Origin of the sequence: Neobacillus sp. PS3-34, from assembly GCF_030915465.1 — a bacterium.
Lineage (GTDB): Bacteria > Bacillota > Bacilli > Bacillales > Cytobacillaceae > Neobacillus_A.
The window spans coordinates 1,691,944-1,718,491 of the sequence record NZ_CP133267.1 but is presented as its reverse complement, the minus strand read 5'-3'; the positions used below and the strand labels follow the sequence as shown (position 1 = coordinate 1,718,491).

Below are 26,548 nucleotides of genomic sequence, written 5' to 3'. Positions count from 1 at the left end.
GGAGGAGGAAACAGGATGGGCACAACGATTGGAAAAATTTTCGACTTAACGGTACAGAAGTTTCCCAACAAGAAAGCCATCTATGACGTCAGGAAAAATCTTCGCTTGTCTTACAGGGACTGGAGTGATCGGGTAAACCTTTTAGCCCATTCATTATTGAAAGATGGCGTCAAAAAAGGAGATCGCGTCTCGACCTTTTTATTTAATACCGAGGAGCTGGCAACAGCCTTTTTTGCCTGTGCGAAAATCGGAGCCGTTTTTAATCCGATTAATTTCCGTCTCATGGCTGAGGAAGTGGCTTATATTTTAACCGACGCAAGTCCGAAGGTGGTTCTTTTTGAAAAAGCGCTGGAGCCGGTTGTGTCGGCGATAGAAAATCGTTTTTCCCATGTTTCCTTCTGGTTTATTGATGATGATACACCAGCCTATGCGGCAAGCTATCAGGACAAAATGGATTCTGCACAGGCACATGAAGTGGAGTCTGCCATCGATGAGACGGACCTATATGCGATTATGTATACAAGCGGTACAACCGGGAGGCCTAAAGGAGTCCTCCATTCTCATCGCGATATGGTCGAACAAAGCCTCGTTGTAATTGGGGCTACGAAGCTGGAGGCGGATGATACAGGATTAGTGACCGCTCCGATGTTCCATTGCGCAGAGCTGCACTGCGCTTTTCTTCCCCGCGTGCATGTCGGCGCAACGAATGTCATTCTGCATCAATTTCATCCGAAAAAAGTACTCGGGCTCATTCAAGAGGAGAAAATCACTAAATTTTTTGCCGCACCGACGATGTGGAATATGCTCCTGCAGGAGGACATCCAGCAGTTTAATCTTGAGAGCCTGAAGCTAGGGTTATATGGAGCCGCTCCGATGGCTCCGTCTCTTGTCCATGCCTGCCATGACCAGCTTGGAATCTCTCTTGTCCAGGTCTATGGCATGACCGAAATGGGCCCGGCGATTACGTTTTTATCTGAAAAAGACCAGCTGACAAAAGCCGGGTCTGCCGGTCAGGCATGTCTGAATCATGAAATCCGGATTGTCCGTCCAAACGAAGACGGTCCGTCTGAACCGGACGATGTCGTCCTTGCCGGAGAAACAGGCGAAATCATCGTCAAGGGACCGTGCATGATGGCCGGTTATTTCCAGCGGGACGAAGCGACGGAAAAAGCAATGTACAAGGGCTGGTACCATTCAGGTGATATTGGCTACCTTGATGAAGAAGGCTATTTGTGGGTCAAGGACCGCGTTGATTACATGATTATCAGTGGCGGCGAGAACATTTATCCGCGTGAGATAGAGGATGTGCTTCATGCCCATCAAGGTGTTCTTGATGCAGCGATTATCGGCCAGCCGGATGACCGCTGGGGCGAGTCGGTGACTGCCTTTGTCGTAAAAAAGGATTCTTCGGTCACGGAAGAGGAACTTGATGAGTGGTGCAAGAACAGCGATGAGCTCGCCAATTATAAGCGGCCAAGGAAATATGTTTTCTGTGAGGCGTTGCCGAGAAATGCGAGCGGCAAGATTCAGAAATTCATACTGAGAAAGCAGCTTGAGGACCTTTTCGCCAATGGTGCGGCAGGGCAATAAGAAAGGTCCAATTTGTGGAGCTCGCTTCACCCACTCTTAATATAGAAAGGATTCCTTCCATGTTAAAAGGTCTTAGAGTCATCGATTTTAGCCATTATCTGCCGGGTCCGTTCGCGACGCTGCGCTTAGCTGAAATGGGCGCAGAGGTAATAAAGGTCGAACCATTGGGTGGAGATCCAGCCAGGAATACCGAGCCTGAAAAGGAAGGAACCGGGCTCGTTTTTCTGGCCCATAACCGGAACAAAAAGAGCATCACCCTTAATTTGAAGGAAGAACAGGCCGGGAAATTGCCCTTCAGCTGATAGCTGGTGCGGATGTTGTGCTCGAAAGCTTCCTGGCCTGGGTGATGGATAAACTGGGGCTTGGTTACGATGCAGTTCGTGAAATTAAACCTGACATTATTTATTGTTCCATTTCAGGATATGGTCAGAAGGGGATGTTTAGCAGTCTTGGCAGCCATGATCTGAATTATCTGGCTATTAGCGGAGTTCTGGCCCAGCTGAAGGGGGAAGACGGCAAACCGGTTCATCCGACGATTACTCTCGCAGACTTTGCCGGTGGCCTAGCGGCAAATGAAAGGATACTGGCTGGCCTTGTTTCAAGAGCATTGACTGGCATGGGCAGCTATCATTCGATTGCCATTGCTGATGTAATGGCGTCCTTAATGGGAAATCATGTACTGATTGAAAAAGAAACTGGAGAACACGACGGGATTTCCTCCTTAAGCGGAAGCGTCATCTCCTATGCCATTTATGAAACGAAGGACGGGAGATATGTCAGCCTCGCTGCGCTTGAACCGAAGTTTTGGCAAAACTTTTGCCGGGCTGTACAGCGTGAAGACTGGTTTGATGCCCATTTTTCAACCACTAATGATCGCAATCCAGTATTTATCGAAATGAAAGTGCTTTTTAAAAGCCGAACATTTGAGGAATGGATTGGATTCGGCCAGGATGTGGATTGCTGTCTCGCACCAGTGCTGAAGGCAGGAGAACTTCAATCCTTCCCTTACTTTATAGAAAAAAAGATTGTCTTCTCAGACTGTCAGTTAAAATTGCATAGCGATATGGAAGGTCTAAGCTCCACGCCCCCTCCTAAAAAAGGCGAACATTCGGAAACAATTTTAAAAGAGCTGCTGAAGGTTTCCGAAGATAAAGTCAGGGAGTGGAAAGAAATAGGGATTATCTAATTTGGAGAGGTGAAATTTCAAATGATGAATGTGCCGCTTACGGTTGGTTCACTATTAGAAAAGGCCAAAAATTTTTCCCGAAAAAACAGGTTGTTTCGAGGACAGCTTCCGGAATTCATCGGTTCACCTATAAAGAAATAGGAAGCCGGACGAGAAGGCTGGCCAGTGCGCTTGAAAAACTGGGCATTGAAAAGGGCGACCGGGTAGGAACCTTTGCATGGAATCATCATCGCCACTTGGAGATCTATTTCGCCGCCCCGGGAATGGGAGCCGTGTTGCATACGGTTAATATCCGCCTGGCTCCCGAGCATGTCGTATATGTCATGAATCATGCAGAAGACAAAGTATTGTTTATTGATGAAGACCTGCTTCCGCTTGTGGAGAGGGTCAAAGATCAATTGAAAACTGTCGAAGCATATGTCATTATGACCGATAAACAGGAACTTCCAGTGACAAGCCTTGAACCGGTATATTCATATGAAAAGCTTTTGGAGGAAGGAAACCCAGATTATGCCTTTGTGAAGGATATTGACGAAAATGCGCCGGCTGGAATGTGCTACACATCCGCTACAACTGGAAATCCAAAGGGTGTTGTGTATTCCCACCGAGGCATCGTTCTCCACAGCTTTGCTCTCGGTTTGGTGGATACGGCGGCAATATCGGAATATGACGTTTGCATGCCAGTCGTCCCGATGTTCCACGCCAATGCTTGGGGAATGCCATTTGCTGCGACCTGGTTCGGATCTACTCAGGTTTTGCCTGGTCCGCAATTCAATCCGAAGCTTTTAGCTGAGTTAATCGAAACGGAAAAAGTCACATTAACTGCTGGTGTGCCAACCATTTGGCTCGGCTTATTAAATGAAATGGAAAAGGGCAGCTATGATACTTCTTCGCTAAGGGCGTATTATGCGGCGGCTCGGCTGCGCCGCGTGGCATGATTATGGCATTTGAAACAAAGTATGGCGTGCCTTTTCTCCATGCTTATGGAATGACAGAAACGACACCGCTTGCAACCGTTTCAAGGCTAAAAAGCTATCAAACCGAACTTGATGTAGAGGATATGCTCGATATCCGTTCAAAACAGGGGCTTCTCGTTCCGGGCTTGGAAATGAAAGTGATTGGCGGCAATGGTGAAGTCGCCTGGGATGGAAGCGAAATGGGTGAGCTGCTGCTAAGGGGTCCTTGGATTGCGGATGAATATTATAAAGATGAACGTTCGAATGACGCCTTTCGTGATGGCTGGTTATATACGGGTGACGTAGCAACTGTAGATGAAGAGGGTGTCATCAAGCTGGTGGACAGGACGAAGGATTTAATCAAAAGCGGAGGTGAATGGATTTCCTCCGTAGATTTAGAAAATGCGTTGATGGCCCACGAAGCCGTCTTTGAAGCAAGTGTCGTGGCAGTTCCACATGCGGAATGGCAGGAAAGGCCGATTGCCTGCGTCGTCCTGAAAGAGGCGTTTAAGGATAAAGTGGAAATGCAGGAGCTGATGGATTTTCTTGCACCGCAATTTGCAAAATGGTGGCTTCCTGATGATATTGTGTTCATGGATGAAATACCAAAAACGTCTGTAGGGAAATTTTTAAAACGTGCGTTAAGGGAGAAGCTTAAGGATCATCTTGTTCAAAATTAAAGTAGGGAGAAGCAGCCTGATCTGGGCTGCTTTTTCTTAGCTTATCACAATTTATATCCATAAATTCTGAACGCACGACGAACAGGAAAAGAAACGCTTCGGCAGCATTTAAGGCTCGGCAATCGCCGAGTTTTCTTTATTTTACTATCTTCGCAAAATCCTCTAAGGTTGTTGAATATTTAATATAGGTTCTCGGGAGCAGAAATTGCTCATTTTTAAGCCCTGTTTTTATATAGGCTGGGCGTGGTTGTAAGACCGTATAGGTAAAACTTTTTTGTTTCCTCTACAACACGGTCATTAAAATTCCCGTATGGATAGGCCAAGGCAATCACTGGCTTGCCTGTAATTTCCGCTATTTTGTTCTTGGAGTTTTTTAATTCATATTCCAGACCGGCTGCTTTGGTTAGTTTCGGATGGGTAGCCGTATGTGACTGTATGGAGAAAAATCCTGATTTAGCCATCTCTTTTAACTCCGATTTAGAAAGTCTGTTTTCCCTGCCGATAAAGTCCGAAATAACAAAGATAGTGGCTGCTGGCTGAAAATTTTTGCTGTCCAGCTTTTTAAAAATTGAGAACACATTCAAATTATTTTTGTACCCATCATCAAAGGTAATGAAAATGGGTTTTGGAACTTTATCATGTTCCCGGAAGCGATCAAACGTCAATAAAGTATAGCCATGTTCTTTAAGAAAACGCATCTGCCTTTCAAAATTCTGCGGGGTAACAAACAATTCCTTCGAACCATGTCCATTAAACTCTTCAATTGAATGATATACCAGAATTGGCACCACTTGAGTAGCAATAGCCTGCGAGGGGAGCATTAAAAAGATGATAAGAAAAATAATTTTTTTCATCCTGCACCTTTAGCGTGTTTTTCTTTATTGTTCCGCAAATGAGCCAACTACTATTCCATTTATCACGATTATTACCAACTATATTTTTAGGCAAATCATCAACAATAAGAAGGTAACACCATCATGGTCAAAAGGAGGAATGCACATTGATAAAAAAACGTCTTGGAATGCTGATTGCTCCTGTATTGGTGATAGGCCTTGCGGCATGTGCCAATAATGCCAATGATAATATGAACAACAGGGGCGATAATGGACCTCTACATGTCCGTTATAATGATAATCGCTTAGACCCGCGTAATGTTCGTTATGATTATAATGACCGCATTGACCATAACGGGCCGTTAACGGAAAACTATAACGACCACGTGCGAAGACCGCACCTTGGTAATGGGAACGGCAAGCTGGACAGGGGAGATTTAAATATCTCAAGCATGAATACTACCATGGACAGCGATGCTTATCCGCATACAAGAGCTATATTAGTTCAAATGTCAAAATATCAGTTTATCCCAATGGGTGAGGGCTTTGCAGGTGTAATTCCGCCACAGGGAATAGCTCCTAATCAAGGGTTTACTGCTCAAATCCCAAGATGGCAGACAGGACCTACACCAGGCCAGCAATTTGGACAAGCACCGACGCAACAGCAAATGCCAACTGTAAAACCACCATCTCAACCGCAGGGACCTGCTGCACCGGCTCCGGCACCGAAGACACCAGCACCTGCACCAAATAAAAGCACTACAACACAGGGCATCAGCAGTTTTGCCCAGCAGGTTATTGACCTAACAAACGTTCAACGCAAGAAGAATGGACTTCCAGCGCTAAAAGCAGATGTAAAATTAAGCGGTGTCGCCCAAAAGAAATCGGTCGACATGGAACAAAATCATTATTTTTCACATACGAGCCCAACTTATGGATCTCCGTTTGATATGATGAGGGACTTTGGCGTTAGCTACAATGCCGCAGGCGAAAATATTGCCATGGGCCAGCGAACACCACAAGAGGTTGTAACAGCCTGGATGAACAGTGAAGGGCACCGCAAAAATATCCTTAGCCCGAATTTTACCCATATTGGAGTAGGATTCGATAAGAATGGTTATTACTGGTCACAAATGTTTATTGGAAAATAAAGCAGTTTTTAAAAAGGGGTGTCTCATGATTTGAGACACCCCCTTTGAAAATCGTCGTGCTATCGCGATTCCGGAGTTTTTTTTCGAAAAATAGCTCTGGGTTAATAATCACATACGAAAGGCTTTTACTTTAGAATTTCCCTAATTCGTTCTATAACATGTTGAAAATAAGAATCCACATGCTTTACGAAATCGCTTTTCCTCACAAGCTTGGCCGTTGTAACCTTCTTTCCGTAATGATCTACGACGAAGCCTTCAGCATGTATCTCTTCGGCATCGCCAAACCATAAATATTCAAAGTCATCCAGATCAACCCTGACGATTCCTGCAACTTCTTCTTTTTGTAGATTAAATTTCGTCAGGCTATCCTCGAATACTAAGACAAAAACGTGGCTTAATTCATTGTCAGACATAGTTTCAGTAATAATGGAGTTTCTAATTATTCCTAAAGAAGCCAGCTCAACGAACGACATTGTTACACCCAGTTCTTCCTCAATCTCCCGAATACCATCTTCAACTGTTTCATGCGCCAATAAATGGCCAGCAGCAGTAATGTCTAATAAATCCGGATAATCCTTCTTATCCTTACTGCGAATCTGAAAGAAGAGAAAGTTTTTTCCTCTTTCACGGCTTAAAAACCAGCAGTGGAATGTTTCGTGCCAAAAGCCGTTTTTATGTACTTCTTCTCGGTTTGCCGTTCCCGTGTAATTTCCGTGTTCATCAAATGTTTTAATTATTTCGCTTTCCATATTTTACCCCTTTAAAGCTTTTGTATTGATTTTAACCATATTCAATCAATTAATCGACTCATTTTCTGGATTTTTAAAGCTGATAATACATTTTTAAATATTAGGCACTGGAAAATACCCAATGGACGGGCCCTTTTCTTATCTTTTATAGGTAGACAACCAGGCCTTTCCATTACACACACATATACTATGGGTGAATCTTTTTTACTCAGGAGGAGAAATGAATGGCAGAAAATAGGCAATACGGCATGGGAGGCTTCCCAGGAATGGGAGGCGGACAAATGCCAGGAATGGGTGGCATGCAAATGGGCTATCCAGGAATGGGAGGCGGACAAATGCCAGGAATGGGTGGCATGCAAATGGGCTATCCAGGAATGGGAGGCGGACAAATGCCAGGAATGGGTGGCATGCAAATGGGCTATCCAGGAATGGGAGGCGGACAAATGCCAGGAATGGGTGGCATGCAAATGGGCTATCCAGGAATGGGAGGCGGACAAATGCCAGGAATGGGTGGCATGCAAATGGGCTATCCAGGAATGGGAGGCGGACAAATGCCAGGAATGGGTGGCATGCAAATGGGCTATCCGGGAATGGGAGGCGGACAAATGCCAGGAATGGGTGGCATGCAAATGGGCTATCCAGGAATGGGAGGCGGACAAATGCCAGGAATGGGTGGCATGCAAATGGGCTATCCAGGAATGGGAGGCGGACAAATGCCAGGAATGGGTGGCATGCAAATGGGCTATCCGGGAATGGGAGGCGGACAAATGCCAGGAATGGGCGGTCAGCAAATGGGTTATCCAATGACGGGGAAAACTAAAATGGGCACCTATCCTAAATCAGGTTATTATCCATCAACCCAAAAACCCGGCTCAACAGGTACAGGATATCGAAAAGGACAAAAGTAATAGCGAAGCTGAATAAGGACAAATACGATATGAAAAATGGCACAGGTACTCGACGGGGAGCCCGTGCTATTTTTTATTGATATCCCGTTCTACCTTCTATTTACATAAACAAGCCGCATATTTGTTACAAGAAAAGATAGAAATTTGAAGGGAAAATAGATATTTATTCCTCTGTCCCAGTTATAATATTTATACATTTAATCTAGAAGGGGACTAAATACATATGAAATTTGAAAATTTTCCTATGCTGGAAACAAATCGTCTTATTTTAAGAAAAATGAATTTGGATGATGCGTCGTCAGTATTCCAAAATCTTTCGAATCCCTTGGTCACGAAGGATATGGGTGAATCGCCTTTTACCAGTATCGAGCAGGCAGAAAACCTAATTACCTTCATGAATAATCTATATGAAGAGAATATAGCCTTCCGCTGGGGGATTATTCGTAAAGAAGATAATGTCCTCATTGGTACCTGTGGATATAATGGCTGGGAAACGATGAGAGGTTCACGAGGGGAAATTGCATATGACCTGGGAGTAGATTATTGGCGTCAGGGTTATATGGTAGAAGCAATGCATGAGATGATTGACTTTGGTTTTAATACAATGGGCTTGCACCGTATTGAGGCATTTACCAATTTGGATGCCACCCCTTCAATGAGTATTTTGAAAAAAATGGGCTTTAATGAGGACGGCGTATTAAGAGGTTATGCCTTCTTCAATGGCGAGTATTGGGACCAGCGCTGTTTTTCACTGCTGAAAAATGAATGGTTTACTAAAAAATTATAAAAAAGTTTCGGGCAGCACGATAATAACGTGCTGTTCTTTTTCTACTAGTTATTTCTGCTTACACTAAAATAATAAATTAGTAAAAAAGGATTAAAAGCATATTTTACGGGTAATAAAATCGATGTAATAATCGAAATATTATTATGATTTTCATTTTACAAAAAAAGAGGAGAATGTTAGTTTAGTAGACGTAAGGGACTTGGGCTGAAAATTCTTAAAACCAACTAGGGGGAGAAAAGGGATGAAAAAATCGACGCAGCACAGAGAACTTCACCGCGGGCTGGAAGAACGGCATATTACGCTCATGTCATTAGGAGCAGCCATAGGGGTAGGGCTGTTTCTTGGTTCGGCATCGGCAATTAAATTAGCTGGGCCTGGTATTTTGCTAGGCTATGCATTTGCCGGATTGATTATGTTTTTTATCATGAGAGCACTTGGCGAGATGGCGATCCAAAATCCTGTCGCAGGCTCGTTCAGTAAATATGCACGAGATTATTTGGGGCCACTTCCAGGTTACATAACTGGCTGGAATTACTGGTTTTTATGGGTTGTAACATGCATGGCTGAAATTACAGCTGTAGGCATTTATATGGAATACTGGATCCCGGGCGTTCCACGCTGGATTTGGGCATTGGCAGCACTTATCATTATGACGACTGTTAATTTCATGGCTGTTAAGGCATATGGCGAGCTGGAGTTTTGGTTTGCTCTTATTAAAATTGTAACGATTGTATTAATGATAATTGTTGGAATTGGAATGATTGCATTTGGAATCGGGAATGGCGGGATTGCCACAGGCATAAAGAATCTTTGGGATCACGGCGGCTTTTTCCCGCATGGCATTAAAGGTGTTTTAATGTCATTGCAGATGGTCATGTTCGCTTACCTAGGTATCGAAATGATCGGTGTCACAGCTGGTGAGGTTAAAAATCCGGAAAAAACTCTTTCGAAGGCTATCGATTCTGTTTTCTGGCGGATTCTGATTTTTTATGTTGGTGCATTGTTTGTGGTTATGTCCATTTATCCATGGAATGAAATTGGTACAAAAGGAAGCCCGTTTGTACTAACCTTCAAGCAAGTCGGAATACCAGCAGCTGCGGGAATCATTAACTTTGTTGTTCTGACAGCGGCCCTCTCTTCATGCAACAGCGGTATCTTCAGCACTGGCCGGATGTTGTTTAACCTGGCAAACCATGGAGAAGCACCGGAAAGCTTCCGCAAGCTTACAAAAAATGGCGTCCCAGGTATGGCGGTCATTGCTTCTGCGGGAGCATTATTAGTGGGCGTTTTACTAAATTACGTTGTTCCAGCTAAGGTTTTTACCTGGGTAACGAGTATTGCAACATTCGGGGCAATCTGGACATGGGGAGTCATTTTATTATCTCAAATCCGGTACAGGCGAAGCCTAAAGGGAGATGACGAGAGACGATTAAAGTATAAAATGCCATTATTCCCTTTGGCATCCTACGTATCATTGGCCTTTCTGGCGCTTGTCATAGGCTTGATGGCGTATGGTGAGGACACTAGGATTGCTGTCATCGTAGGACCGCTCTGGATCGCCTTTTTAGTTGCCTTTTATTATGGAAAGGGACTGCATAAAAAAAGCAGGAATTTTATCAATAAAGCAAGCTAACTTTCATTCAGAATGCGCCAAGGACACTTAACGGTCTTTGGCGCTTTTTTGTCGTTTAGGAAATTATAAAATTGAATGAAGTGGATAATTTCTACCAGTTGTATTAATCTAGCTCCACAAGGAAAGCTTCGGCAGCATATGATTCGCACGAAGAAAAAGCGATAGCTTTTTCGAGGAGCGCCCAGCCCCTTGGGGTCATAAGCCAAATCACTCCAGAAATCGGGATTTCCTGCGTGATTCGTCTTATGCCTGTCGGGGCTAACCAGGGCGCTTGCGCCTTTTGTTCTTTTTTTTCTCCGTAAGGAAAAAAGATGGTATTCTTAAATGGGGGTGCTTTAAATGAACTTGAAAAAAATTACGCCGGAAGAATTGTATAATAGAATGAAAAAAGAAGAGCTATATGTCTTGGATGTTAGGGCTGAAGAGAAATTTAACGTATACCATATTGAAGGAAGCCGTAATCTTCCAAAAACCGTTATTTTGGAAGGGGAAAATGCGGGTGCTTCGCTGCCTGCTGACAGGGAAATCGTAGTGGCTTGCACAACCGGGAATTCAGCCGGAAAATGCGCCGCAATCCTTTCTGAACAAAGTATGAATGCAATCGTCCTTGAAGGAGGCATTACCGCCTGGAAGGAATTTATCAAAAATAAATAATGGCCATATCATTTCTGCTTGGAGAGAACGAAAATGCTGCAAACAATTAATAGAAAACTGGAGAAAATGATGCCGTTTATAACTCCAACAGGTGTTATCCTAGGTGTTATTTTTGCCACCTATTTAAAAGATTTTTCCTTTCTCATTCCATGGATTTTTGCGTTCATGACGTTTGCGGGAAGCTTAAGTTCCAATTTCACATCTTTGAAGGAAGCCTTCATCCGTCCTTTTCCATTAATTATTGCCTTCTCAATCCTTCATATCGGAATGCCCGTTTGGCATGGGGAATGGGACATTTAATTTTTAACGGAGATGCCTATACGATTACAGGGCTTGTTCTTGGGATGGTGATACCCACAGGAATTACAAGCTTTCTCTGGGTTTCGATTTATAAAGGAAACATCGCAATCACCTTGGCTATCATTTTAATTGATACGCTGCTTTCCCCGCTTGTTGTCCCATGGTCATTGTCCCTTTTAATTGGTCAAAAAGTTGAAATGGATACTGTAGGGATTATGATGGGTCTTTTAAAAATGGTGGTGATACCGTCACTTTTAGGTATGTTCTTAAATCAGATGACAAAAGGGAAGGTAAAGGAAACGTTAAGCCCGCGTTTAGCCCCATTCTCAAAGATTTCAATCGGATTTGTAGTCGCACTGAACGGAGCTGTCGTTGCCCCGTATTTACGGAATTTTAGTTTTAAATTAGCTCTAATTACGGTTGTTGTCTTTTTAATTGCGTTAACCGGCTATCTTGCTTCATTTACGATCGGACAGCTTCTAAAAAGGGATAAAGATACGGTAATTTCATTGACGTTTACCGGTGGAATGAGAAATATAAGCGCAGGCGCTGTATTGGCGGTTTCCTATTTTCCTGCTCAAGTTGCTGTCCCGGTGGTGGTGGGGATGCTCTTTCAACAGGTTCTGGCATCGTTAAATGGATATTTTTTAGATAGCTACTTTAATAGGGTAAATAAAAAACAAAGCTTCACGGTATAAATAGATAGATTTGCTCCTGTTTCCTAATAGGAATCAGGTTTTTTTATCGTCTAGGCCTTCCCCACACCCATCCATATATGCACTACTGGATAGTTGCTTTTATTCTATTATCATGAAAAAATATTAATAGAACGACATGAAATTTTTATAAAAGGAAGTTGTGTGCATGATGATTCAGCAAGCACAGCAATTATTAGAAAAGTATTATGGATACCCTGCATTCCGCAATGGGCAGGAAGCGGCAATCCGGTCTGTACTCGATGGCAACAACACCATTTGTGTGATGCCGACAGGCGGAGGGAAATCTATTTGTTATCAAATTCCCGCTCTCGTTCTTCCGGGCACTACGATTGTTATATCTCCGCTTATTTCGTTAATGAAGGATCAGGTTGATGCCCTCACACAAATTGGAATCCCGGCAGCCTACATAAACAGTTCACTAACCGCCTCAGAAACAAACCAACGAATGGTGGATGCACAGCAGGGAAGGTACAAGCTGCTGTATATCGCACCGGAGCGGCTAGAATCCAGAGATTTTATGGAATCCTTAAAAAGCCTGGAGATCCCTCTCGTTGCAGTTGATGAGGCGCACTGTATTTCCCAATGGGGACACGATTTCCGGCCAAGCTACCGTCATATCCAAAGAATGGCGGACAATCTGCCCCAAAAGCCAGTTGTCCTTGCTTTGACGGCAACGGCTACACCGAGGGTCAGGGAAGATATTTGTGAGACATTGAAAATCGATGGACAGCATACAATCATTACAGGATTTGAAAGGGAAAACCTGTCGTTTTCCGTGGTAAAAGGACAGGATCGTTTTCTATTTTTAAAAGAATATATTAAAAGAAATGAAAAAGAGGCAGGCATCATCTACGCGGCGACAAGAAAAACGGTTGACCAGCTTTATGAAAAGCTTCGCAAGGAAAATATTAATGTCGCACGTTATCACGCTGGAATGAATGATGTGGAACGAAACAGCGAACAGGAGCGGTTCCTGGAGGATAAAGCGGCCGTCATGGTAGCGACTTCGGCATTCGGTATGGGGATAGATAAGTCTAATATCCGTTATGTGGTACATTTTCAGCTTCCCAAAAATATGGAGAGCTATTATCAGGAGGCGGGACGTGCAGGAAGGGATGGCCTGGACAGTGCCTGTACCGTCCTTTATTCGCCGCAGGATGTGCAGATTCAGCGTTTTTTAATTGATCAATCCGCTGATAGGGAACGGATGCAGCAGGAGCTGGAAAAGCTGCAGCAAATGGCCGATTATTGCCATACGGAGGGCTGTCTGCAGGAGTTTATTTTGCGCTACTTTGGCGAGACGGATTCAGAGCCGTGTGGACGCTGTGGAAACTGTACTGATTCACGAAGTACTGTCGATGTAACGAAGGAAGCGCAAATGGTAATGTCATGTGTCATCCGTATGGGACAGCGGTTTGGAAAAATGTTTACAGCCCAGGTTCTGACGGGTTCTAAGAATAAAAAAGTGATAGAGTTTGGCTTCAATCGGCTCCCGACCTATGGAATCCTGAAGGATAAAAGCGCACAGGAGATTAGCGATTTCATTGAATTTTTGATTTCACAGGAGCTGATCGGAGTTGAACATGGACAGTATCCGACCATATTTGTCTCGCCAAAGGGAAGAGAAGTCCTCATTGGCAAACAAAGTCTATTCAAAAAAGAAGCAATGCAAATTAGGCAGGTTTCCAGTAACGATCCTCTTTTTGAGGAACTGAGGAATGTTAGGAAAAGCCTAGCTGAGACAGAGAATGTACCGCCGTTTGTGATATTCTCAGACACGACCCTTAAGGATATGTGTGCAAAGCTGCCTCAATCTGCTGAGGAATTGCTGTCTGTCAGCGGAGTCGGCGAGCATAAACTTACGAAATATGGAGACGTTTTCCTAAGAGCCATTCAAGTCTTTTGTGAGGAAAATCCGGAAAGGCAGCGAGTTTTGCAGGCAGTATCACCCCCAAAAAAAGCTCAAAAGAAAGCTGTTGGGGACTCCCATCTTGAAACACTTAAATTGCATCAAAACCGATTAACCATACAGGAAATTGCCGAAACAAGAGAGCTTTCTGAAAGCACAGTTGAAAACCATCTATTGCAATGTGCTGACCAGGGACATGAAGTGGATTTTAGGGTACTAATTCCAGAAGAGTATTTGCCTTTGCTGGAAAAGGCGGTAGAAGAAGCGGCCGTGAAAAATTGAAACCGATAAAAGAACTCCTTCCTGAAGAAGTTTCCTATTTTATGATAAAGGCTTATTTATATCATTTAACTAAATAATTATTGGGTGATATCATGGCACCTTGCCCGCCACAGATGAGCGCTTATTTTTATAATTAAGGAGAAAAGAATGACAACTTTAGAGAAAATCACACCGCTATATGATCCGTGGGAAGCATATATGGATATTGAGCAGCACGGAAAGCTTCAGTTGAGTAACATTGAATTTACAACGACCACCCTTTGCAATATGAGATGCGAGCACTGTGCAGTCGGATACACTCTTCAGGCGAAGGATCCTAAGGCGCTGCCGATTGAACTTATATTGAAAAGATTGGATGAAATTCCGGCGCTTCGTTCTTTAAGCATCACAGGCGGGGAGCCGATGCTTTCTGCTTCATCAGTAAAAAACTATGTGGTACCGATTCTGAAATATGCACATGAACGCGGTGTCAGGACGCAGATTAATTCTAATCTGACAATCGATTTATCCCGATATGAGTTGATTGTCCCCTATCTGGATGTTCTGCATATATCCCACAATTGGGGAACAGAAGAAGATTTCATCGAAGCAGGGTTTGCCCGGATGGAAACGAAACCTTCATATACCCAGAGGCTGAAATATTTTGAGAGAATGATTGAAAACAGCAAGGCACTTGTAAAAGCAGGAGTAATGGTATCTGCAGAGACGATGCTAAATAAACGGACTCTTCCGCACCTTGAAAAAATTCACCGCCAAATCACAGAGGAAATGCTGTGCCAGCGGCATGAGGTCCATCCGATGTATCCAAGTGATTTTGCCAGCACCCTTGAAACCTTGACATTGGATGAAATACGGGGTGCCATACACCACCTGCTTGATATACGGGATGAAAAGGTTTGGATGCTGTTCGGCACGCTTCCGTTTTACCCGTGCAGCAATAGCCAGGAGGATTTGGAGCTGTTGAATCGGCTCTATACGAGTAAAAAGGTCACAGTGCGTAATGATCCTGATGGCCGTTCCCGTTTGAACGTGAATATTTTTAACGGCGACATAATCGTTACCGATTTTGGAGATACTCCTTCACTTGGCAATATACAAACAACCAAATTGCAGGATGCATATGACGCTTGGCAGAACACAACGGTAGCCAAGGAATTGAATTGCCATTGCCCTAAAGTCAAATGTCTGGGACCTAATATCCTTGTTAAAAACAGCTATTATCCTGAAGTTGATTTTACAAGTCTTGAAGCAAAATTAACAAAATAAAAAAAGGTCTGAATCCAATGCTGTATAGCAGCGGGATTCAGACCTTTTTTAGCTTTATTGGATACTAATTTTTTGTGAGCTTTGCGCAGGAAGAGTAATCAAAATTTCTATATACTGTTTTCCATCTGCGCTGTAGTTCTGCTTAATCGATCCAACAGAAGCTTTATAGCTGCCTGCGGCGAGATAAAACGGAACGGTCACCGTAATCGTTTTATTAAGGCGATTCGTTACCGTAGCTTCCTGTGAAGTGGCGCTGCCATCATTAACTGAAGCGTAATTCGCTTCAAAGGACATGACTCCGCTTTTCGTATCCCCATTTTCATAGACAGGAATCGAATGGTCCGGATCCTCGTAATTATAAGAAGTCACTTGCCCGTTTTTCATGGTGAAATGCCTGAAGCCAACCCACGGTTTTCCTGTTAATTCTATTGCGGTTGTGGTTGTGTACAGAATTCCATCCTTTTCTGTGACGTTATCGATATGGGTATGCCCATGAAGGCTTAAAGTTACATTATATTGCTTCATCAAAGCAATTAATTCGTTAGCATTCTCGCCATGCCATTGCTGATCATATTTTAATCCGAGCTTTTCCCCTAAAAGGAGGGTGTCAAGCTTCTGCGGATCATGCTGGGCATCATATTGTTTCCAATAATCCTGGACTTCTGTATCGGTTTGCGGCCAAATTTCCCGATCCTGCCATAGAGGATTATGGTGGGAAAACAAGCCTCTAATCTGGCCGCCCTGGGCTGTTTTTGCATTTTCAGCAAGGTCTGCCTTTATCCAGTCCAACTGCTGTGACCTTATTTGGCCTCCCCATGTCGGAACGGAGACGGTCCCGTGTCCACTGCGGTCAAATTTATCCCAATCGAACGAGTTATAGCCAATAAAGTGTGCGTATAGGCCGTAATCAAAGGAGAAATATTGTGGACCAAAATATTTTTCCCAGTACTTTGCTCCATCTGCTAGAGTAGCATCCTGGGCGTAATAATCATGGTTTCCAGGCACAATGTATACCGGAACATTCAGTTTTTGCAGCATTTTATACGCTTCTTCGTATTCATAAATGTATTCCTGTGGATTCATCTGGCCGAACATCAAATCTCCAGTTAAAACGACAAAGTCCGGGTTGGTCAGATTGACTTCATTAATGGCCTTTTGCAAATAAAGCCAGCGTTTGTTCGGGTCAGGATCCCAGATGCCTGCCTCCTTTGAAAGAGCTGGATCAATACTCGATGGGTTCTCAGGATCTCCGACATTTCTCGGTGAGCCGACATGGGTATCCGTTAAGTGAAGAAAGGTAAAATCCTTTTTGAATTCATCGATTACTTTAACGGCATGTGGCTGACTATCAGTTATTCTCTGGCCATTTCCTGTATAGGCAACCTCTAAATCGTACAATTTTTCTGGGGTGCCTGATGGAATATTCACGGTCACATTGTATATCGTATTGCTGTTCTTCCAATATGATTCGCTGGTTTCAGCCTTTTCTACTGGAAGATTGTATTCAGTTGATAGAGAAGAATGATTGGTTTGTTTCAGTTTTACTTCCCAGTTTCCTGCCTGTTTGCCCTGGCTGTCGACTTTAATCGTCAGAGATTGGCCTTCTTTTTGATGGCGGGTGTTCCGAAAAGAGGGTAAATAATCTGGTTAACTTTTGGATCCAATGAGATATTAGGTGATTCATTAAGATAGTTTGACGAGTTGCCGATACCCCCATCCTGCACTCCAGCTGCTGTTAGGGGATTGCTGCCAGCATTTGCTGCAGCGGGCAATAGTGATAATGCCAATATTGCAGGAGCCAATTTTTTGAACCAACTTTTCATTGCTTGATAACCTCCCTTTCTATCATTTATCCTATCAGCCGAATGTAAAGGGTAGTTTAATATTAAATAACAATTTGCCTGCTTTAGTTTTAGACTTTTGTAAAGCTGAAAAATTATTGGTGAATGTTCTTTTCTTACGTTCTTGCTAACGTAAAAGCATAGCTAAATAGATAAAATTATGAGAATGTCTGATTCTATATGATTCAGGCATTTTTTATTATTTATAGTAAAAATTCCCGTGTTACCCATTTTGAGTATAATGATATAATGTGAGAGACTAAAACGCTAACAATCCCTTTCGCAGGGCCGTTAGTGCTTTTTTTGTGCATTTGTAAACAGGGATTTGAGCAGGGGGAGCCTTTCAGTATGAAAATTAAAAAGAAAATACCATTAATCTTTACTTTATTGGTATTTGGAATATTGCTTTCCAATAATACAATTCATTTCTTGAGATCCAAGGAGCAGCTTATAAAGAGCAATGAACGGGAAATCACCTTAATTGCCCAGGAAGTGGGCAGCCAGGTGCAGCAAGCGAAGGAAGGTAGCTTGTTTGTTGAAGATATCCTTGGCAAAGAACTTAGAATAACCTCTATTGCAATAAAAAAATCCTTGCCGTCCAAGCATGAACAGGTGACGAACGAACAGCTGGCAGCACTTTCAAAAGAGCTGATGATATCCCATATTACTCTTCTTAAGAAGACGAATGATGATATTATCGGTGTGAAATCCTCTGATCCAAATGAAATCAATCTATCTACAAAGGATTGGGGGTATTGGTATGATGCTTTCAATCAGCTTTATGAAAAGAAATATGTCAGGGTAGGGAAAGGACTGTCTTTGCCTAATTATTGGTCAGGCCGATTGAGGTTGCTTCAAGTAACCCTGACCATACAGATAAATGGGGCTATTTCTATGACGGAAGTACAGATTATATCATTGACCCTTATTTGCGGGATAAAGAGGTGCTGGAATACGGAAACCGGTTTGCGCCAATAAGATAATGAAACGATTTACGAGAAATCTTCCGGGTGTTTTGGAGCTGACCGTCTTTAATCCGAAAAAATTTGGTGGAAAAAGGGACGTAGCATATGATAATGGAAATCAGTATGTCCGAATCTCATCAAGGCCCTACTGGTACGGTACTTATAAATATGAAAATAAAAAAACAGATTTGAAATATATCCGAAAAGCGGTTAAAACTGGAAAACAGCAAAGCTATATTGCCCAATTGAAAGGCAAAACGGTGCAAAAAACGTTTGTGCCTTCAGGTTTGAGGACGGAAGAGCCTTTTGTCCTTGGATTTTCTTATGATTATGGAATCATCCAGCAGCAATTGCAGAAGGAAATGCTGAAGCACATTCTATTATCAGGTATCTTTATGTTACTCGTATTACTAACAAGTGCCTTTTTCTCCAGAACGATTACAAGGCCAATCGATTTTATCGCAGACCAGGTGAATGAAATTGCCAAAGGGAATTTCGGGAAAACGATTGAATCTGTCCGAAAAGATGAGCTCGGCTTTCTGGCTGAAAATGTAAATGAGATGTCATCCTCTTTAAAAACATACTTTGACCATTTTAAAGAGAGCCAAAAAATAATTGAATATCAGGCAGCTCACGATCCGTTGACAGGGCTTCCTAACCGGCGCTATGTAACAGAAAAGCTGACTGAAATGCTAAATGATGCAAAAATCAAAAGTCAAAAAGTCGCTCTAATGTTTATTGATATTGACCGATTTAAAAATGTAAATGACTCCCTGGCCATAATAAAGGGGACGAGCTTATCCAGCAGATCGCGTACCGCCTTAAAAATTGTATGGTGTTGGAAAACTGTGTAATTTCCAGGCAGGGAGGCGACGAATTTATCATTATTCTGGAAGATGTTCACTCGTCAGCCCTTCAAGAAATAGGCAATAGGGTAGTAGAAGCTGTAAAAAAACCTTATTCGATTGATGAGACAGAGGTTTTTGTAGGCGCAAGCTGCGGGATTAGTTTATTTCCATGCCATAGCGATAAAATGGAAACACTGATTATGTTTGCCGATATGGCCATGTATGAAGCAAAAAATCAGGGCGGTAATTGTGCTGTTCTTTATCATGATCAATTGAATGAAAAAAATCGTGACCGCCTAAGGGTTGAAACGCAATTGCGGAAAGCCATTCAAGAAGAAAAAATGAATGTGTTTTTTCAGCCGAAAATCAATGTCAAGACCGGTTTTATCACAGGTGCTGAAGCACTGGTACGCTGGAATGACGAGATTCTCGGGAATATTCCGCCCGACAAGTTTATCCCTATTGCGGAAGATACAGGGCTCATTCAGCCTCTATGGGAATTTGTCATGAAAGAGGCGTGCAGCAAGGCTGTAAGGTGGAATGAAAAATGCACTCCTCCGCTTACGATAGCGGTCAATTTTTCTGCCAAGCAATTTCAAGATTCACCTGGGATGGTGAAGAAGGTAAGGGAGATATTGGAGCTGTCAGGTTTATCGGCACATTTTTTTGAAATAGAGATAACTGAAAGTGTCCTTTTATATAATACGAGTGAAACGATAGCCGCATTAAGAGAGATTCAAGAAGAGGGGGCAAAAATTTCGATCGACGATTTTGGTACAGGGTATTCATCGCTCAGTTATTTAAAAAAGTTTCCGATCGATAAATTGAAAATAGATAAATCATTTATAAAGGATATGGATGAAAAGCATCAGAACACAGAAATTGCTGATGCCATTATCAATTTGGCGCGTAGCCTACGGTTGCAAGTCATAGCTGAAGGTGTAGAAAAGGATTATCAACTTCATTACTTGCTTGAAAATAACTGTGAGGAAATGCAAGGATACTATTTCAGTAAGCCAGTTAATTCCGAACAATTTGAAAAACTGTTATCAAAGCAAGGAACATTTGCCGCCCTTTAAGGGTGGTTTTTTTTCTCTTATGTAGAAACCTGTTCCTTCGTTGAAGAAACAGGGCAAGGCCATTATTAGCCTTGTCTTGCAAAAACGGATATTCCGAATACTCCTAGTCGCTCTTCGGATAATAAACGGAATCCATGACGTTCTAAACAGTCTTCTGCGTCAACGAGCAGGCTTCCTGGTCTTAAGGAGTTCTGGCATCTAGTCAAGTTTCCGATAATAGATGCTTCAATAACTGTTCTCGGATTTCTTGGCCAGGGGGTTTCTTTGCCAGAGGATAGTCACAATAACAGGGGGCATGGGGATACCAACGTTATTCACCATAATATTTCACCTCTTTTCTTTGAAAGCTACTATATTTAATGAAAAATGAGACAAGTTGTTTGTAAGAGTGTCATAGATTTTTGCGGATTTTTTAATAATATTCCTTTTTAAAAAGAGAATAAGGGTGATTGAAACAATACAAAAAGAATGAGAAGGTTTGAAAATTGGAGAATATGGAAAATAGGGAAAAAGAATGAAGTACTACTATATACCGAATAAAAAAGAAGGAGTAAGAGGTTTAATAACCTTCTAATTTGTAAATAGAATATTATAACAAATTTGGAGGGATATGTATAAATGAAAAAAATCCTGCTTTTCTCAGTCCTCATAGCTTTAGGCTTTGCAGGGGGAACAATTATGCCGCGTGTTTGGGCTCATTCTACTATTTCTAATGATGAAAAAAATTGCAATTGTGGCTGCGATCCAACTAAAACGCAGGTTATGGTAATGCCTTCAGGCAGTGAGATGATGTTACTAGGTGGTCTGGTTGATGCGATTTCAAATGATAGTGATGGCTCTCTTTCAAAAGAGGAATTATTGGCATTATTTGATAGAATGCAAAAGGAATACTCCTTAAATCCTGCCCCAGTGGCAGTTAAGGGAACTGCAAGTGGGCTATCTGGAACAGATAAGAGTCAAACGGTCAGCTCTTATTTTGAATATATCAATCGATTCCGTAATGGCAACGTTTCAACTAAGTCAGACATTCAGATTGAACACAAGCCCACTACTATTACTACTACTGTTGAAGATAAATCAACCTTTTTACCCAAAGTAAGCAGTGCTGAGAGTGAAGAAACAAAGCAGACTTCCCATTCAAAAAAGACCCACATCAAAAATAATAATGGTTTAGGAAATGGTTCAGAGCAAGCGGATGGTAGTTCAGCAGATATAAAAGGAGTTGACCCTTCCAATCCTGGCAGAGGACAGGATCATTCAATTTCCGGAAAAAATAAATCCAAAAAGGAAAAGGTTAAAAATAATAACGGATTGGGTAATGGCTCAGAGCCGGCAGATGGAACCACCACTGACATAAAAGGAGTCGATCCTTCGAATCCTGGAAAAGGAAGTTCGAATAACAACGCAGGAAAAAAGAAATAGAAGTCAATTTGCGCCCCTAATCAGGGGCGTATTTATTTTTTCTGTAGGAATTATAGAGATGGAATAAAAGAATAAGAACCAGATAACAAACATATATATGATTTAAAGTGTGGCAGGGCGGAAATCTGCTATAGAAAGGCTGAATTACAGGTGAAAAGCAAAGGTTTCAAGGGGGGCGGTATAGTGAAGAAAATTTCTGCGTTACTTTGGATGGTTACGTTAGTATTTGTTTTGGCTTCTTGCGGTACAAGCCAGACTGAAAAGGGAGGGGGCAAGAAAGCTGCAGATTCGGAGAAAAAGACGCTGCGTATTGTGACAGACGCAGCCTATGCACCATTCGAGTATATGGATAAAGGGAATATTGTCGGATTTGATGTGGATTTTGTTAAAGCAGTCGTTAAAAATGCAGGTTATAAGGCTGAATTTGACAATGTTGGATGGGACCCTGTGTTTGTTGAAATAACCAATAAACGGGCAGATATAGGTATGTCGTCCATCACGATTAATGATGATCGGAAACAAACATACGATTTTTCTCTACCGTATTTTTTATCTACAAATAAAATCCTTGTTTCTGAAAATAGCCAAATAAAGAATGCTAAAGACCTAAAGAATAAAGTGGTAGCCGTCCAAAATGGAACAACTGGCCAGGCGGCAATTGAAAAGCTTTTCGGCAAGAATAATGAGAATCTAAAAAAGTTCGAAAACAACAATCTCGCAATTATGGAGCTCAATAGCGGAGGAGCAGATGCGGTTGTTGCAGATAACGCGGTGGTTGAGGTTTATGCGAAAAATAATCCCGAAAAAAAGCTAAAGGTAATTGAGGATAGTGAGAATTTTGATTCTGAATTTTATGGATTGATGTTTCCGAAGGGAAGCAAGTTAAAGACGGATATCGATAAAGCAGTAAAGAAGGTAATTGATGATGGAACATATGAAAAAATTTATAAAAAATGGTTTGGGAGAAATCCAGACCTTAACAAGTTAAAAGCACAGCAAGAATAGAAGAAATAAATTGCATTTCAGGTGCGGCATCCGTCGCCTTAAGGCTCGGCACTCGCCGAGTTTTTCTAATATAAGGGAAGTGATGTAATGAACTTTCGTTTTGACATTATTATTGAATATGGGCCGCTGTTATTTAAAGGAACCTTGCTTACCATTGCCCTTTCTCTGGCAGGAATTGTCTTGGGGACAGGGTTGGGGCTGTTAATTGGGCTTGGAAAGATGATGCGTAATAAATGGCTGGCTTTCCCCTTCGAGGCTTATATCACCTTTTTTAGAGGAACGCCCCTTTTTGTCCAGATTCTACTGATTCATTTTGGTATTGTCCCGTTATTCACCGGCAAAACCAATGCCATTGCGGCAGCTATCATTGCTCTTTCTCTAAACTCTGCAGCGTATATTGCCGAGATATTTAGAGCTGGCATCCAGTCGATTGACAAGGGGCAAATGGAAGCGGCACGATCGCTGGGAATGGGCCATACCCAGGCGATGAAATATATCATTCTTCCCCAGGCATTTAAAAGAATGATCCCTCCGCTTGGAAACGAGTTTGTTGTATTAATTAAAGAATCCTCCCTTGCTGCCATCATCGCCGCCCCTGAAATGATGTATTGGGGAAGGGCAATGGCAGGCCAGTATTTCCGTGTGTGGGAACCTTATCTAACAGCAGCAGTCATCTATCTGGCATTGACCCTATCGCTCAGCTTCCTATTAAATCGTCTTGAAAGAAGGCTGGATACGGAATGATTAAAGTTGAAAATCTAAAGAAGACATTTGGATCTCATGTAGTTCTAAAAGATGTCAGCCTTGAAGTAGGGCTTAGTGAAGTAGTGGTGGTGATCGGCCCTTCAGGTTCAGGCAAATCAACATTTCTTCGATGCATCAATATGCTTGAAACCATATCAGGTGGAAAAGTGATGATTGAAGGAATGGATATAACTGATAAAAAAACGAATATCAATGAAATAAGGACAGAGGTCGGTATGGTATTTCAGCATTTTCACTTGTTCCCGCATAAGACAGTGATGGAAAATATCATTCTTGCACCAATGAAAGTACGGAAAGTGTCTCAAACTGAAGCATTGGAAAAAGGAAAAAAATTGCTGAGGAAGGTTGGCCTTGAGGATAAAGAAAATGTATATCCAAGTTCTCTTTCAGGAGGGCAAAAACAACGTGTCGCTATTGCAAGGGCGCTTGCGATGGAGCCGAAGATTATGCTTTTTGATGAGCCCACCTCTGCACTGGATCCGGAAATGGTTGGAGAGGTGCTTGAGGTTATGAAACAACTGGCAAAAGAAGGCATGACGATGGTCGTCGTTACCCATGAAATGGGATTTGCCCGGGAGGTTGGAGATCGGGTGATTTTTATGGATGCAGGCAACATTATAGAGGAAAACCTTCCGCAGGAGCTTTTTGAAAATCCACGGCAAGAACGCACAAAAGCCTTCTTAAGCAAGATTTTATAGTGTAAAAAATTCAATCAAACGTTTGATTGAATTTATAATTGAATAAATATACATTTATTTACATCAAAGTAATAATTTTCTGTATAAAATAACAAGAAAATAACAAAAAATAAATCTATATTCCTACTGCGTGTGATACAATTATCCTAATAATTATCCATAATTAGATAAATGATAAAGGCAAATTCATTGAAAGATGAAGACGCAAAGCTACGGTGGAAGGTGTTTACCGCTATGGCAGCCGGGTTACCAATATATCTGAATACTATATGAGGATATAGATTGTAGATTGGTAACTGCTTTATTCAAGGCAGTTTTTTTATGTTAAAAGTGAATTTTCAACTAAGAGAGATTCAGCTGGGGTGTAGTAATGAAGAGTATACGAAGGACCGTATTATTCTGTTTCATCATTTTATTTGTGCTGCTTTTCCACGCTTGGATTTTCTATTGGGAAAAAGATAGTGGAATCCATGTCTTGGCTGGAAGCATATCTATTTTGATCGTATTCAGACAGGCAGTTATCATTCTGGAGAACAAGGGACTATTGAAAAAATATCAAAATGGAACGAGGGAATTGGAAATAAACGAACAGCGCTATCGCTCACTTTTCCACAACCATCCAGATGCTGTTTTTTCAATCGATTTAAATGGGATTTTCACCTCTGCCAACCATGCTTGCAGAAACCTCTTAGGATATGGAAATGAAGAATTGGCGGGTAAGCATTTTTTAAGTATCGTTAGTGATGGAAATAAAGAAACGATTTGGGAACATTTTTGTGAAGCAACAGGGGGAAATCCACAAAAATTCGAAATAGGAATTAAGGGAAAAGAGGGCTTTTCTTCGATTGCCTCCTTTACAGTCGTTCCGATTATGATTGGAGAACAAATAACGGGCGTATTCGGAATTGGCAAGGACATAACAGAGAATAAGAATAATGTAGAAAAAATCCGCCATATGGCTTTTCATGATTTGTTGACCGGGCTGCCAAATAGGAGAATGTTTGAAGCTCTTCTAAAACAGGCAATCCTCGAAGAGCCTGATGAAATGCATGCAATTATGATTATTGACCTTGATCGATTCAAAATTATTAATGACACATTAGGCCATAATTTGGGTGACCAATTGTTGGGCATTGCGGCAAGGCGGCTGGAAGTGCTGTTATCTTCGAATGAGGTAATTGGCCGACAGGGCGGCGATGAGTTTGTCCTTCTTGCTAAAGGGGTTTACAAAGTTGAAAATGTTATCGATACAGCTGAAAAAATAATCAACGCTCTTAAAAAGCCTTTTTTCATAAATAGCCATGAGCTTCTTCTCTCCTCAAGTATTGGCATTTCCATTTATCCCAATGACGGAGGGACTGTAGAAGAGTTATTGAAAAATGCGGATATTGCTATGTACAGGGTGAAGGAAAATGGCAAAAACGGATATAGATTGTATTCTGCTCAAATGAGTGAAGGGCCAGCACGGAGATTAACGCTCGAGAAAGACCTTTATCTTGCTTTAGAGCACAACCAATTTATTATTCATTACCAGCCGCAAATGGATACGGTGGCTGGCAGAATGACCGGGGTTGAGGCCTTGTTAAGATGGCAGCATCCTATTTTAGGAATGGTTTCTCCCGCTGAATTTATACCAATCGCAGAAGAGACGGGAGTCATCATACCGATTAGTGAGTGGGTGCTAAGAACGGCTTGTTTTCAAGCGAAAAACTGGTGTAATGCCGGATACGATATTAAAGTCGGTGTGAATTTGTCGCCAAGGCATTTTTATCAAAAGAATCTGGTGAAAACGATCGAAGCAGTGCTGAAGGAAACCGGGCTGAAGCCGGATTTGCTGGACTTGGAAATAACAGAGGGAATTGCTGCAAAAGACCGGATACTTTTAAACTTAAAATTAACCTCAATCAGGTCATTAGGTGTAACCATTTCAGTAGATGATTTCGGGACGGGTTATTCATCCCTTTCTTATTTAACGAACTTTCCAATTGATACACTTAAAATTGCCAGGGAATTCATTGTGGAAGTTGGAAGAGACCCGGCAAGTGAAGCTATTATTTCCTCTATTATTACCATGGCAAAAAACCTTAATCTGCAAGTAATAGCGGAAGGCGTTGAGACAGAAAAGCAATCACTCTTTTTACAATCACTTAACTGCAGTCTTATGCAGGGGTATTTATTCAGTAAGCCCTTAGCTCCTGAAGAAGTAGAGAAATTGCTTAATGAAGTAAGACCGGTTACATATACTTCATAAAATGTACAGCCTCCAGTTGTTTATTTGGAGGCTGTTTTTTAATTCAATATTTGATTCTCCTTTATGTTTTC

General features: G+C 42.0%; 18 protein-coding genes, 5 pseudogenes and 1 riboswitch. Of the genes and pseudogenes, 19 read left to right on the top strand and 4 right to left on the bottom strand.

Annotated elements, in window-relative coordinates; translation table 11 throughout:
- Positions 1-15 precede the first annotated feature (15 nt).
- The 3 genes and pseudogenes from RCG23_RS08815 to RCG23_RS08800 all read left to right on the top strand — a co-directional run bounded on the left by RCG23_RS08815 (position 16) and on the right by RCG23_RS08800 (position 4,412).
- Positions 16-1,590 (top strand): fatty acid--CoA ligase, encoded by a 1,575-nt coding sequence (locus tag RCG23_RS08815; protein WP_308179392.1) that lies wholly within the window; start codon positions 16-18, stop codon positions 1,588-1,590.
- 59 nt (positions 1,591-1,649) lie between these two features.
- Positions 1,650-2,776, top strand: a pseudogene (locus tag RCG23_RS08805) (CaiB/BaiF CoA transferase family protein).
- Between the two features lie 21 nt (positions 2,777-2,797).
- Positions 2,798-4,412: pseudogene (locus RCG23_RS08800) on the top strand (long-chain fatty acid--CoA ligase).
- A 215-nt stretch (positions 4,413-4,627) separates the two neighbouring features.
- On the opposite strand, the gene RCG23_RS08795 reads toward RCG23_RS08800, so the two are convergent.
- A complete protein-coding gene (locus tag RCG23_RS08795; protein ID WP_308179389.1) occupies positions 4,628-5,266 on the bottom strand; it encodes a polysaccharide deacetylase family protein in 639 nt (212 codons plus the stop codon).
- A 431-nt stretch (positions 5,267-5,697) separates the two neighbouring features.
- On the opposite strand from RCG23_RS08795, the gene RCG23_RS08790 reads away from it, so the two are divergent.
- Positions 5,698-6,396, top strand: coding sequence for a CAP domain-containing protein (locus RCG23_RS08790; RefSeq protein WP_308180013.1), 699 nt, complete (start codon positions 5,698-5,700; stop codon positions 6,394-6,396).
- Between the two features lie 125 nt (positions 6,397-6,521).
- Here the strand turns inward: RCG23_RS08790 and RCG23_RS08785 are convergent, their stop codons facing one another.
- Positions 6,522-7,145 (bottom strand): NUDIX hydrolase, encoded by a 624-nt coding sequence (locus tag RCG23_RS08785; protein WP_308179388.1) that lies wholly within the window; start codon positions 7,143-7,145, stop codon positions 6,522-6,524.
- Between the two features lie 224 nt (positions 7,146-7,369).
- Between RCG23_RS08785 and RCG23_RS08780 the strand changes: the two genes are divergently transcribed.
- The 7 genes and pseudogenes from RCG23_RS08780 (at position 7,370) to yfkAB (ending at position 15,603) form a co-directional block, all read left to right on the top strand.
- Positions 7,370-8,053: a hypothetical protein gene (locus RCG23_RS08780; protein WP_308179387.1), complete on the top strand. Its 684-nt coding sequence runs from the start codon at positions 7,370-7,372 to the stop codon at positions 8,051-8,053.
- A gap of 223 nt (positions 8,054-8,276) precedes the next feature.
- Positions 8,277-8,840 carry a GNAT family N-acetyltransferase gene (locus RCG23_RS08775; RefSeq protein WP_308179386.1) on the top strand — a complete coding sequence of 188 codons (564 nt, stop codon included), beginning with the start codon at positions 8,277-8,279 and terminating at the stop codon, positions 8,838-8,840.
- A gap of 241 nt (positions 8,841-9,081) precedes the next feature.
- Positions 9,082-10,473, top strand: a complete 1,392-nt coding sequence (gene alaP, locus RCG23_RS08770) for an alanine permease AlaP (RefSeq protein WP_308179385.1) — start codon at positions 9,082-9,084, stop codon at positions 10,471-10,473.
- A gap of 339 nt (positions 10,474-10,812) precedes the next feature.
- Complete coding sequence (locus RCG23_RS08765; RefSeq protein ID WP_308179384.1) at positions 10,813-11,127, top strand: rhodanese-like domain-containing protein; 315 nt, start codon at positions 10,813-10,815, stop codon at positions 11,125-11,127.
- Positions 11,128-11,160: 33 nt separating this feature from the next.
- Positions 11,161-12,125: pseudogene (locus tag RCG23_RS08760) on the top strand (bile acid:sodium symporter family protein).
- 169 nt (positions 12,126-12,294) lie between these two features.
- A pseudogene (gene recQ, locus RCG23_RS08755) lies at positions 12,295-14,414 on the top strand (DNA helicase RecQ).
- A gap of 70 nt (positions 14,415-14,484) precedes the next feature.
- Positions 14,485-15,603, top strand: a complete 1,119-nt coding sequence (yfkAB, locus tag RCG23_RS08750; protein WP_308179383.1) for a radical SAM/CxCxxxxC motif protein YfkAB — start codon at positions 14,485-14,487, stop codon at positions 15,601-15,603.
- 54 nt (positions 15,604-15,657) lie between these two features.
- On the opposite strand, the gene RCG23_RS08745 is transcribed toward yfkAB, so the two are convergent.
- Both RCG23_RS08745 and RCG23_RS08740 read right to left on the bottom strand, forming a co-directional pair.
- On the bottom strand, positions 15,658-17,037 hold the full coding sequence (locus tag RCG23_RS08745) for a metallophosphoesterase family protein (protein ID WP_308179382.1): 1,380 nt from the start codon (positions 17,035-17,037) through the stop codon (positions 15,658-15,660).
- A 155-nt stretch (positions 17,038-17,192) separates the two neighbouring features.
- On the bottom strand, positions 17,193-17,426 hold the full coding sequence (locus RCG23_RS08740) for a hypothetical protein (RefSeq protein WP_308179381.1): 234 nt from the start codon (positions 17,424-17,426) through the stop codon (positions 17,193-17,195).
- A gap of 366 nt (positions 17,427-17,792) precedes the next feature.
- Here RCG23_RS08740 and RCG23_RS08735 point away from each other — a divergent pair, with 366 nt between their 5' ends.
- The 8 genes and pseudogenes from RCG23_RS08735 (at position 17,793) to RCG23_RS08700 (ending at position 26,477) form a co-directional block, all read left to right on the top strand.
- The gene (locus RCG23_RS08735) at positions 17,793-18,422 is read left to right on the top strand and encodes a hypothetical protein (protein WP_308179380.1); all 630 of its coding nucleotides are present in this window, start codon (positions 17,793-17,795) and stop codon (positions 18,420-18,422) included.
- A gap of 4 nt (positions 18,423-18,426) precedes the next feature.
- Positions 18,427-19,451: pseudogene (locus tag RCG23_RS08730) on the top strand (diguanylate cyclase domain-containing protein); the annotation flags it as partial.
- Complete coding sequence (locus tag RCG23_RS08725; protein ID WP_308180012.1) at positions 19,443-20,336, top strand: putative bifunctional diguanylate cyclase/phosphodiesterase; 894 nt, start codon at positions 19,443-19,445, stop codon at positions 20,334-20,336. The pseudogene RCG23_RS08730 and the gene RCG23_RS08725, both read left to right, overlap by 9 nt.
- A 678-nt stretch (positions 20,337-21,014) precedes the next feature.
- Positions 21,015-21,758, top strand: a complete 744-nt coding sequence (locus RCG23_RS08720; RefSeq protein WP_308179379.1) for a hypothetical protein — start codon at positions 21,015-21,017, stop codon at positions 21,756-21,758.
- Positions 21,759-21,941: 183 nt separating this feature from the next.
- On the top strand, positions 21,942-22,763 hold the full coding sequence (locus tag RCG23_RS08715) for a basic amino acid ABC transporter substrate-binding protein (RefSeq protein WP_308179378.1): 822 nt from the start codon (positions 21,942-21,944) through the stop codon (positions 22,761-22,763).
- An 87-nt stretch (positions 22,764-22,850) separates the two neighbouring features.
- Positions 22,851-23,507 (top strand): amino acid ABC transporter permease, encoded by a 657-nt coding sequence (locus tag RCG23_RS08710; protein WP_308179377.1) that lies wholly within the window; start codon positions 22,851-22,853, stop codon positions 23,505-23,507.
- Entirely contained in the window at positions 23,504-24,226 is a 723-nt protein-coding gene (locus RCG23_RS08705) for an amino acid ABC transporter ATP-binding protein (protein WP_308179376.1), read from the top strand. The genes RCG23_RS08710 and RCG23_RS08705 overlap by 4 nt, the downstream gene beginning before the upstream one ends.
- Before the next feature lie 169 nt (positions 24,227-24,395).
- Positions 24,396-24,480: riboswitch (cyclic di-GMP riboswitch) on the top strand.
- Between the two features lie 116 nt (positions 24,481-24,596).
- Entirely contained in the window at positions 24,597-26,477 is a 1,881-nt protein-coding gene (locus RCG23_RS08700) for a putative bifunctional diguanylate cyclase/phosphodiesterase (RefSeq protein WP_308179375.1), read from the top strand.
- Positions 26,478-26,548 lie beyond the last annotated feature (71 nt).

What these genes read in the sequence shown, in the direction of transcription:
- RCG23_RS08780 (WP_308179387.1), top strand. Translation starts at nt 7,370, where the DNA reads ATGGCAGAAAATAGGCAATACGGCATGGGAGGCTTCCCAGGAATGGGA.
- RCG23_RS08710 (WP_308179377.1), top strand. Translation starts at nt 22,851, where the DNA reads ATGAACTTTCGTTTTGACATTATTATTGAATATGGGCCGCTGTTATTT.
- RCG23_RS08740 (WP_308179381.1), bottom strand. Translation starts at nt 17,426, where the DNA reads ATGAAAAGTTGGTTCAAAAAATTGGCTCCTGCAATATTGGCATTATCA.
- alaP (WP_308179385.1), top strand. Translation starts at nt 9,082, where the DNA reads ATGAAAAAATCGACGCAGCACAGAGAACTTCACCGCGGGCTGGAAGAA.
- RCG23_RS08815 (WP_308179392.1), top strand. Translation starts at nt 16, where the DNA reads ATGGGCACAACGATTGGAAAAATTTTCGACTTAACGGTACAGAAGTTT.
- yfkAB (WP_308179383.1), top strand. Translation starts at nt 14,485, where the DNA reads ATGACAACTTTAGAGAAAATCACACCGCTATATGATCCGTGGGAAGCA.
- RCG23_RS08735 (WP_308179380.1), top strand. Translation starts at nt 17,793, where the DNA reads ATGAAAATTAAAAAGAAAATACCATTAATCTTTACTTTATTGGTATTT.
- RCG23_RS08790 (WP_308180013.1), top strand. Translation starts at nt 5,698, where the DNA reads ATGAATACTACCATGGACAGCGATGCTTATCCGCATACAAGAGCTATA.
- RCG23_RS08700 (WP_308179375.1), top strand. Translation starts at nt 24,597, where the DNA reads ATGAAGAGTATACGAAGGACCGTATTATTCTGTTTCATCATTTTATTT.
- RCG23_RS08765 (WP_308179384.1), top strand. Translation starts at nt 10,813, where the DNA reads ATGAACTTGAAAAAAATTACGCCGGAAGAATTGTATAATAGAATGAAA.
- RCG23_RS08775 (WP_308179386.1), top strand. Translation starts at nt 8,277, where the DNA reads ATGAAATTTGAAAATTTTCCTATGCTGGAAACAAATCGTCTTATTTTA.
- RCG23_RS08785 (WP_308179388.1), bottom strand. Translation starts at nt 7,145, where the DNA reads ATGGAAAGCGAAATAATTAAAACATTTGATGAACACGGAAATTACACG.
- RCG23_RS08705 (WP_308179376.1), top strand. Translation starts at nt 23,504, where the DNA reads ATGATTAAAGTTGAAAATCTAAAGAAGACATTTGGATCTCATGTAGTT.
- RCG23_RS08725 (WP_308180012.1), top strand. Translation starts at nt 19,443, where the DNA reads ATGGAAACACTGATTATGTTTGCCGATATGGCCATGTATGAAGCAAAA.
- RCG23_RS08795 (WP_308179389.1), bottom strand. Translation starts at nt 5,266, where the DNA reads ATGAAAAAAATTATTTTTCTTATCATCTTTTTAATGCTCCCCTCGCAG.
- RCG23_RS08720 (WP_308179379.1), top strand. Translation starts at nt 21,015, where the DNA reads ATGCCGCGTGTTTGGGCTCATTCTACTATTTCTAATGATGAAAAAAAT.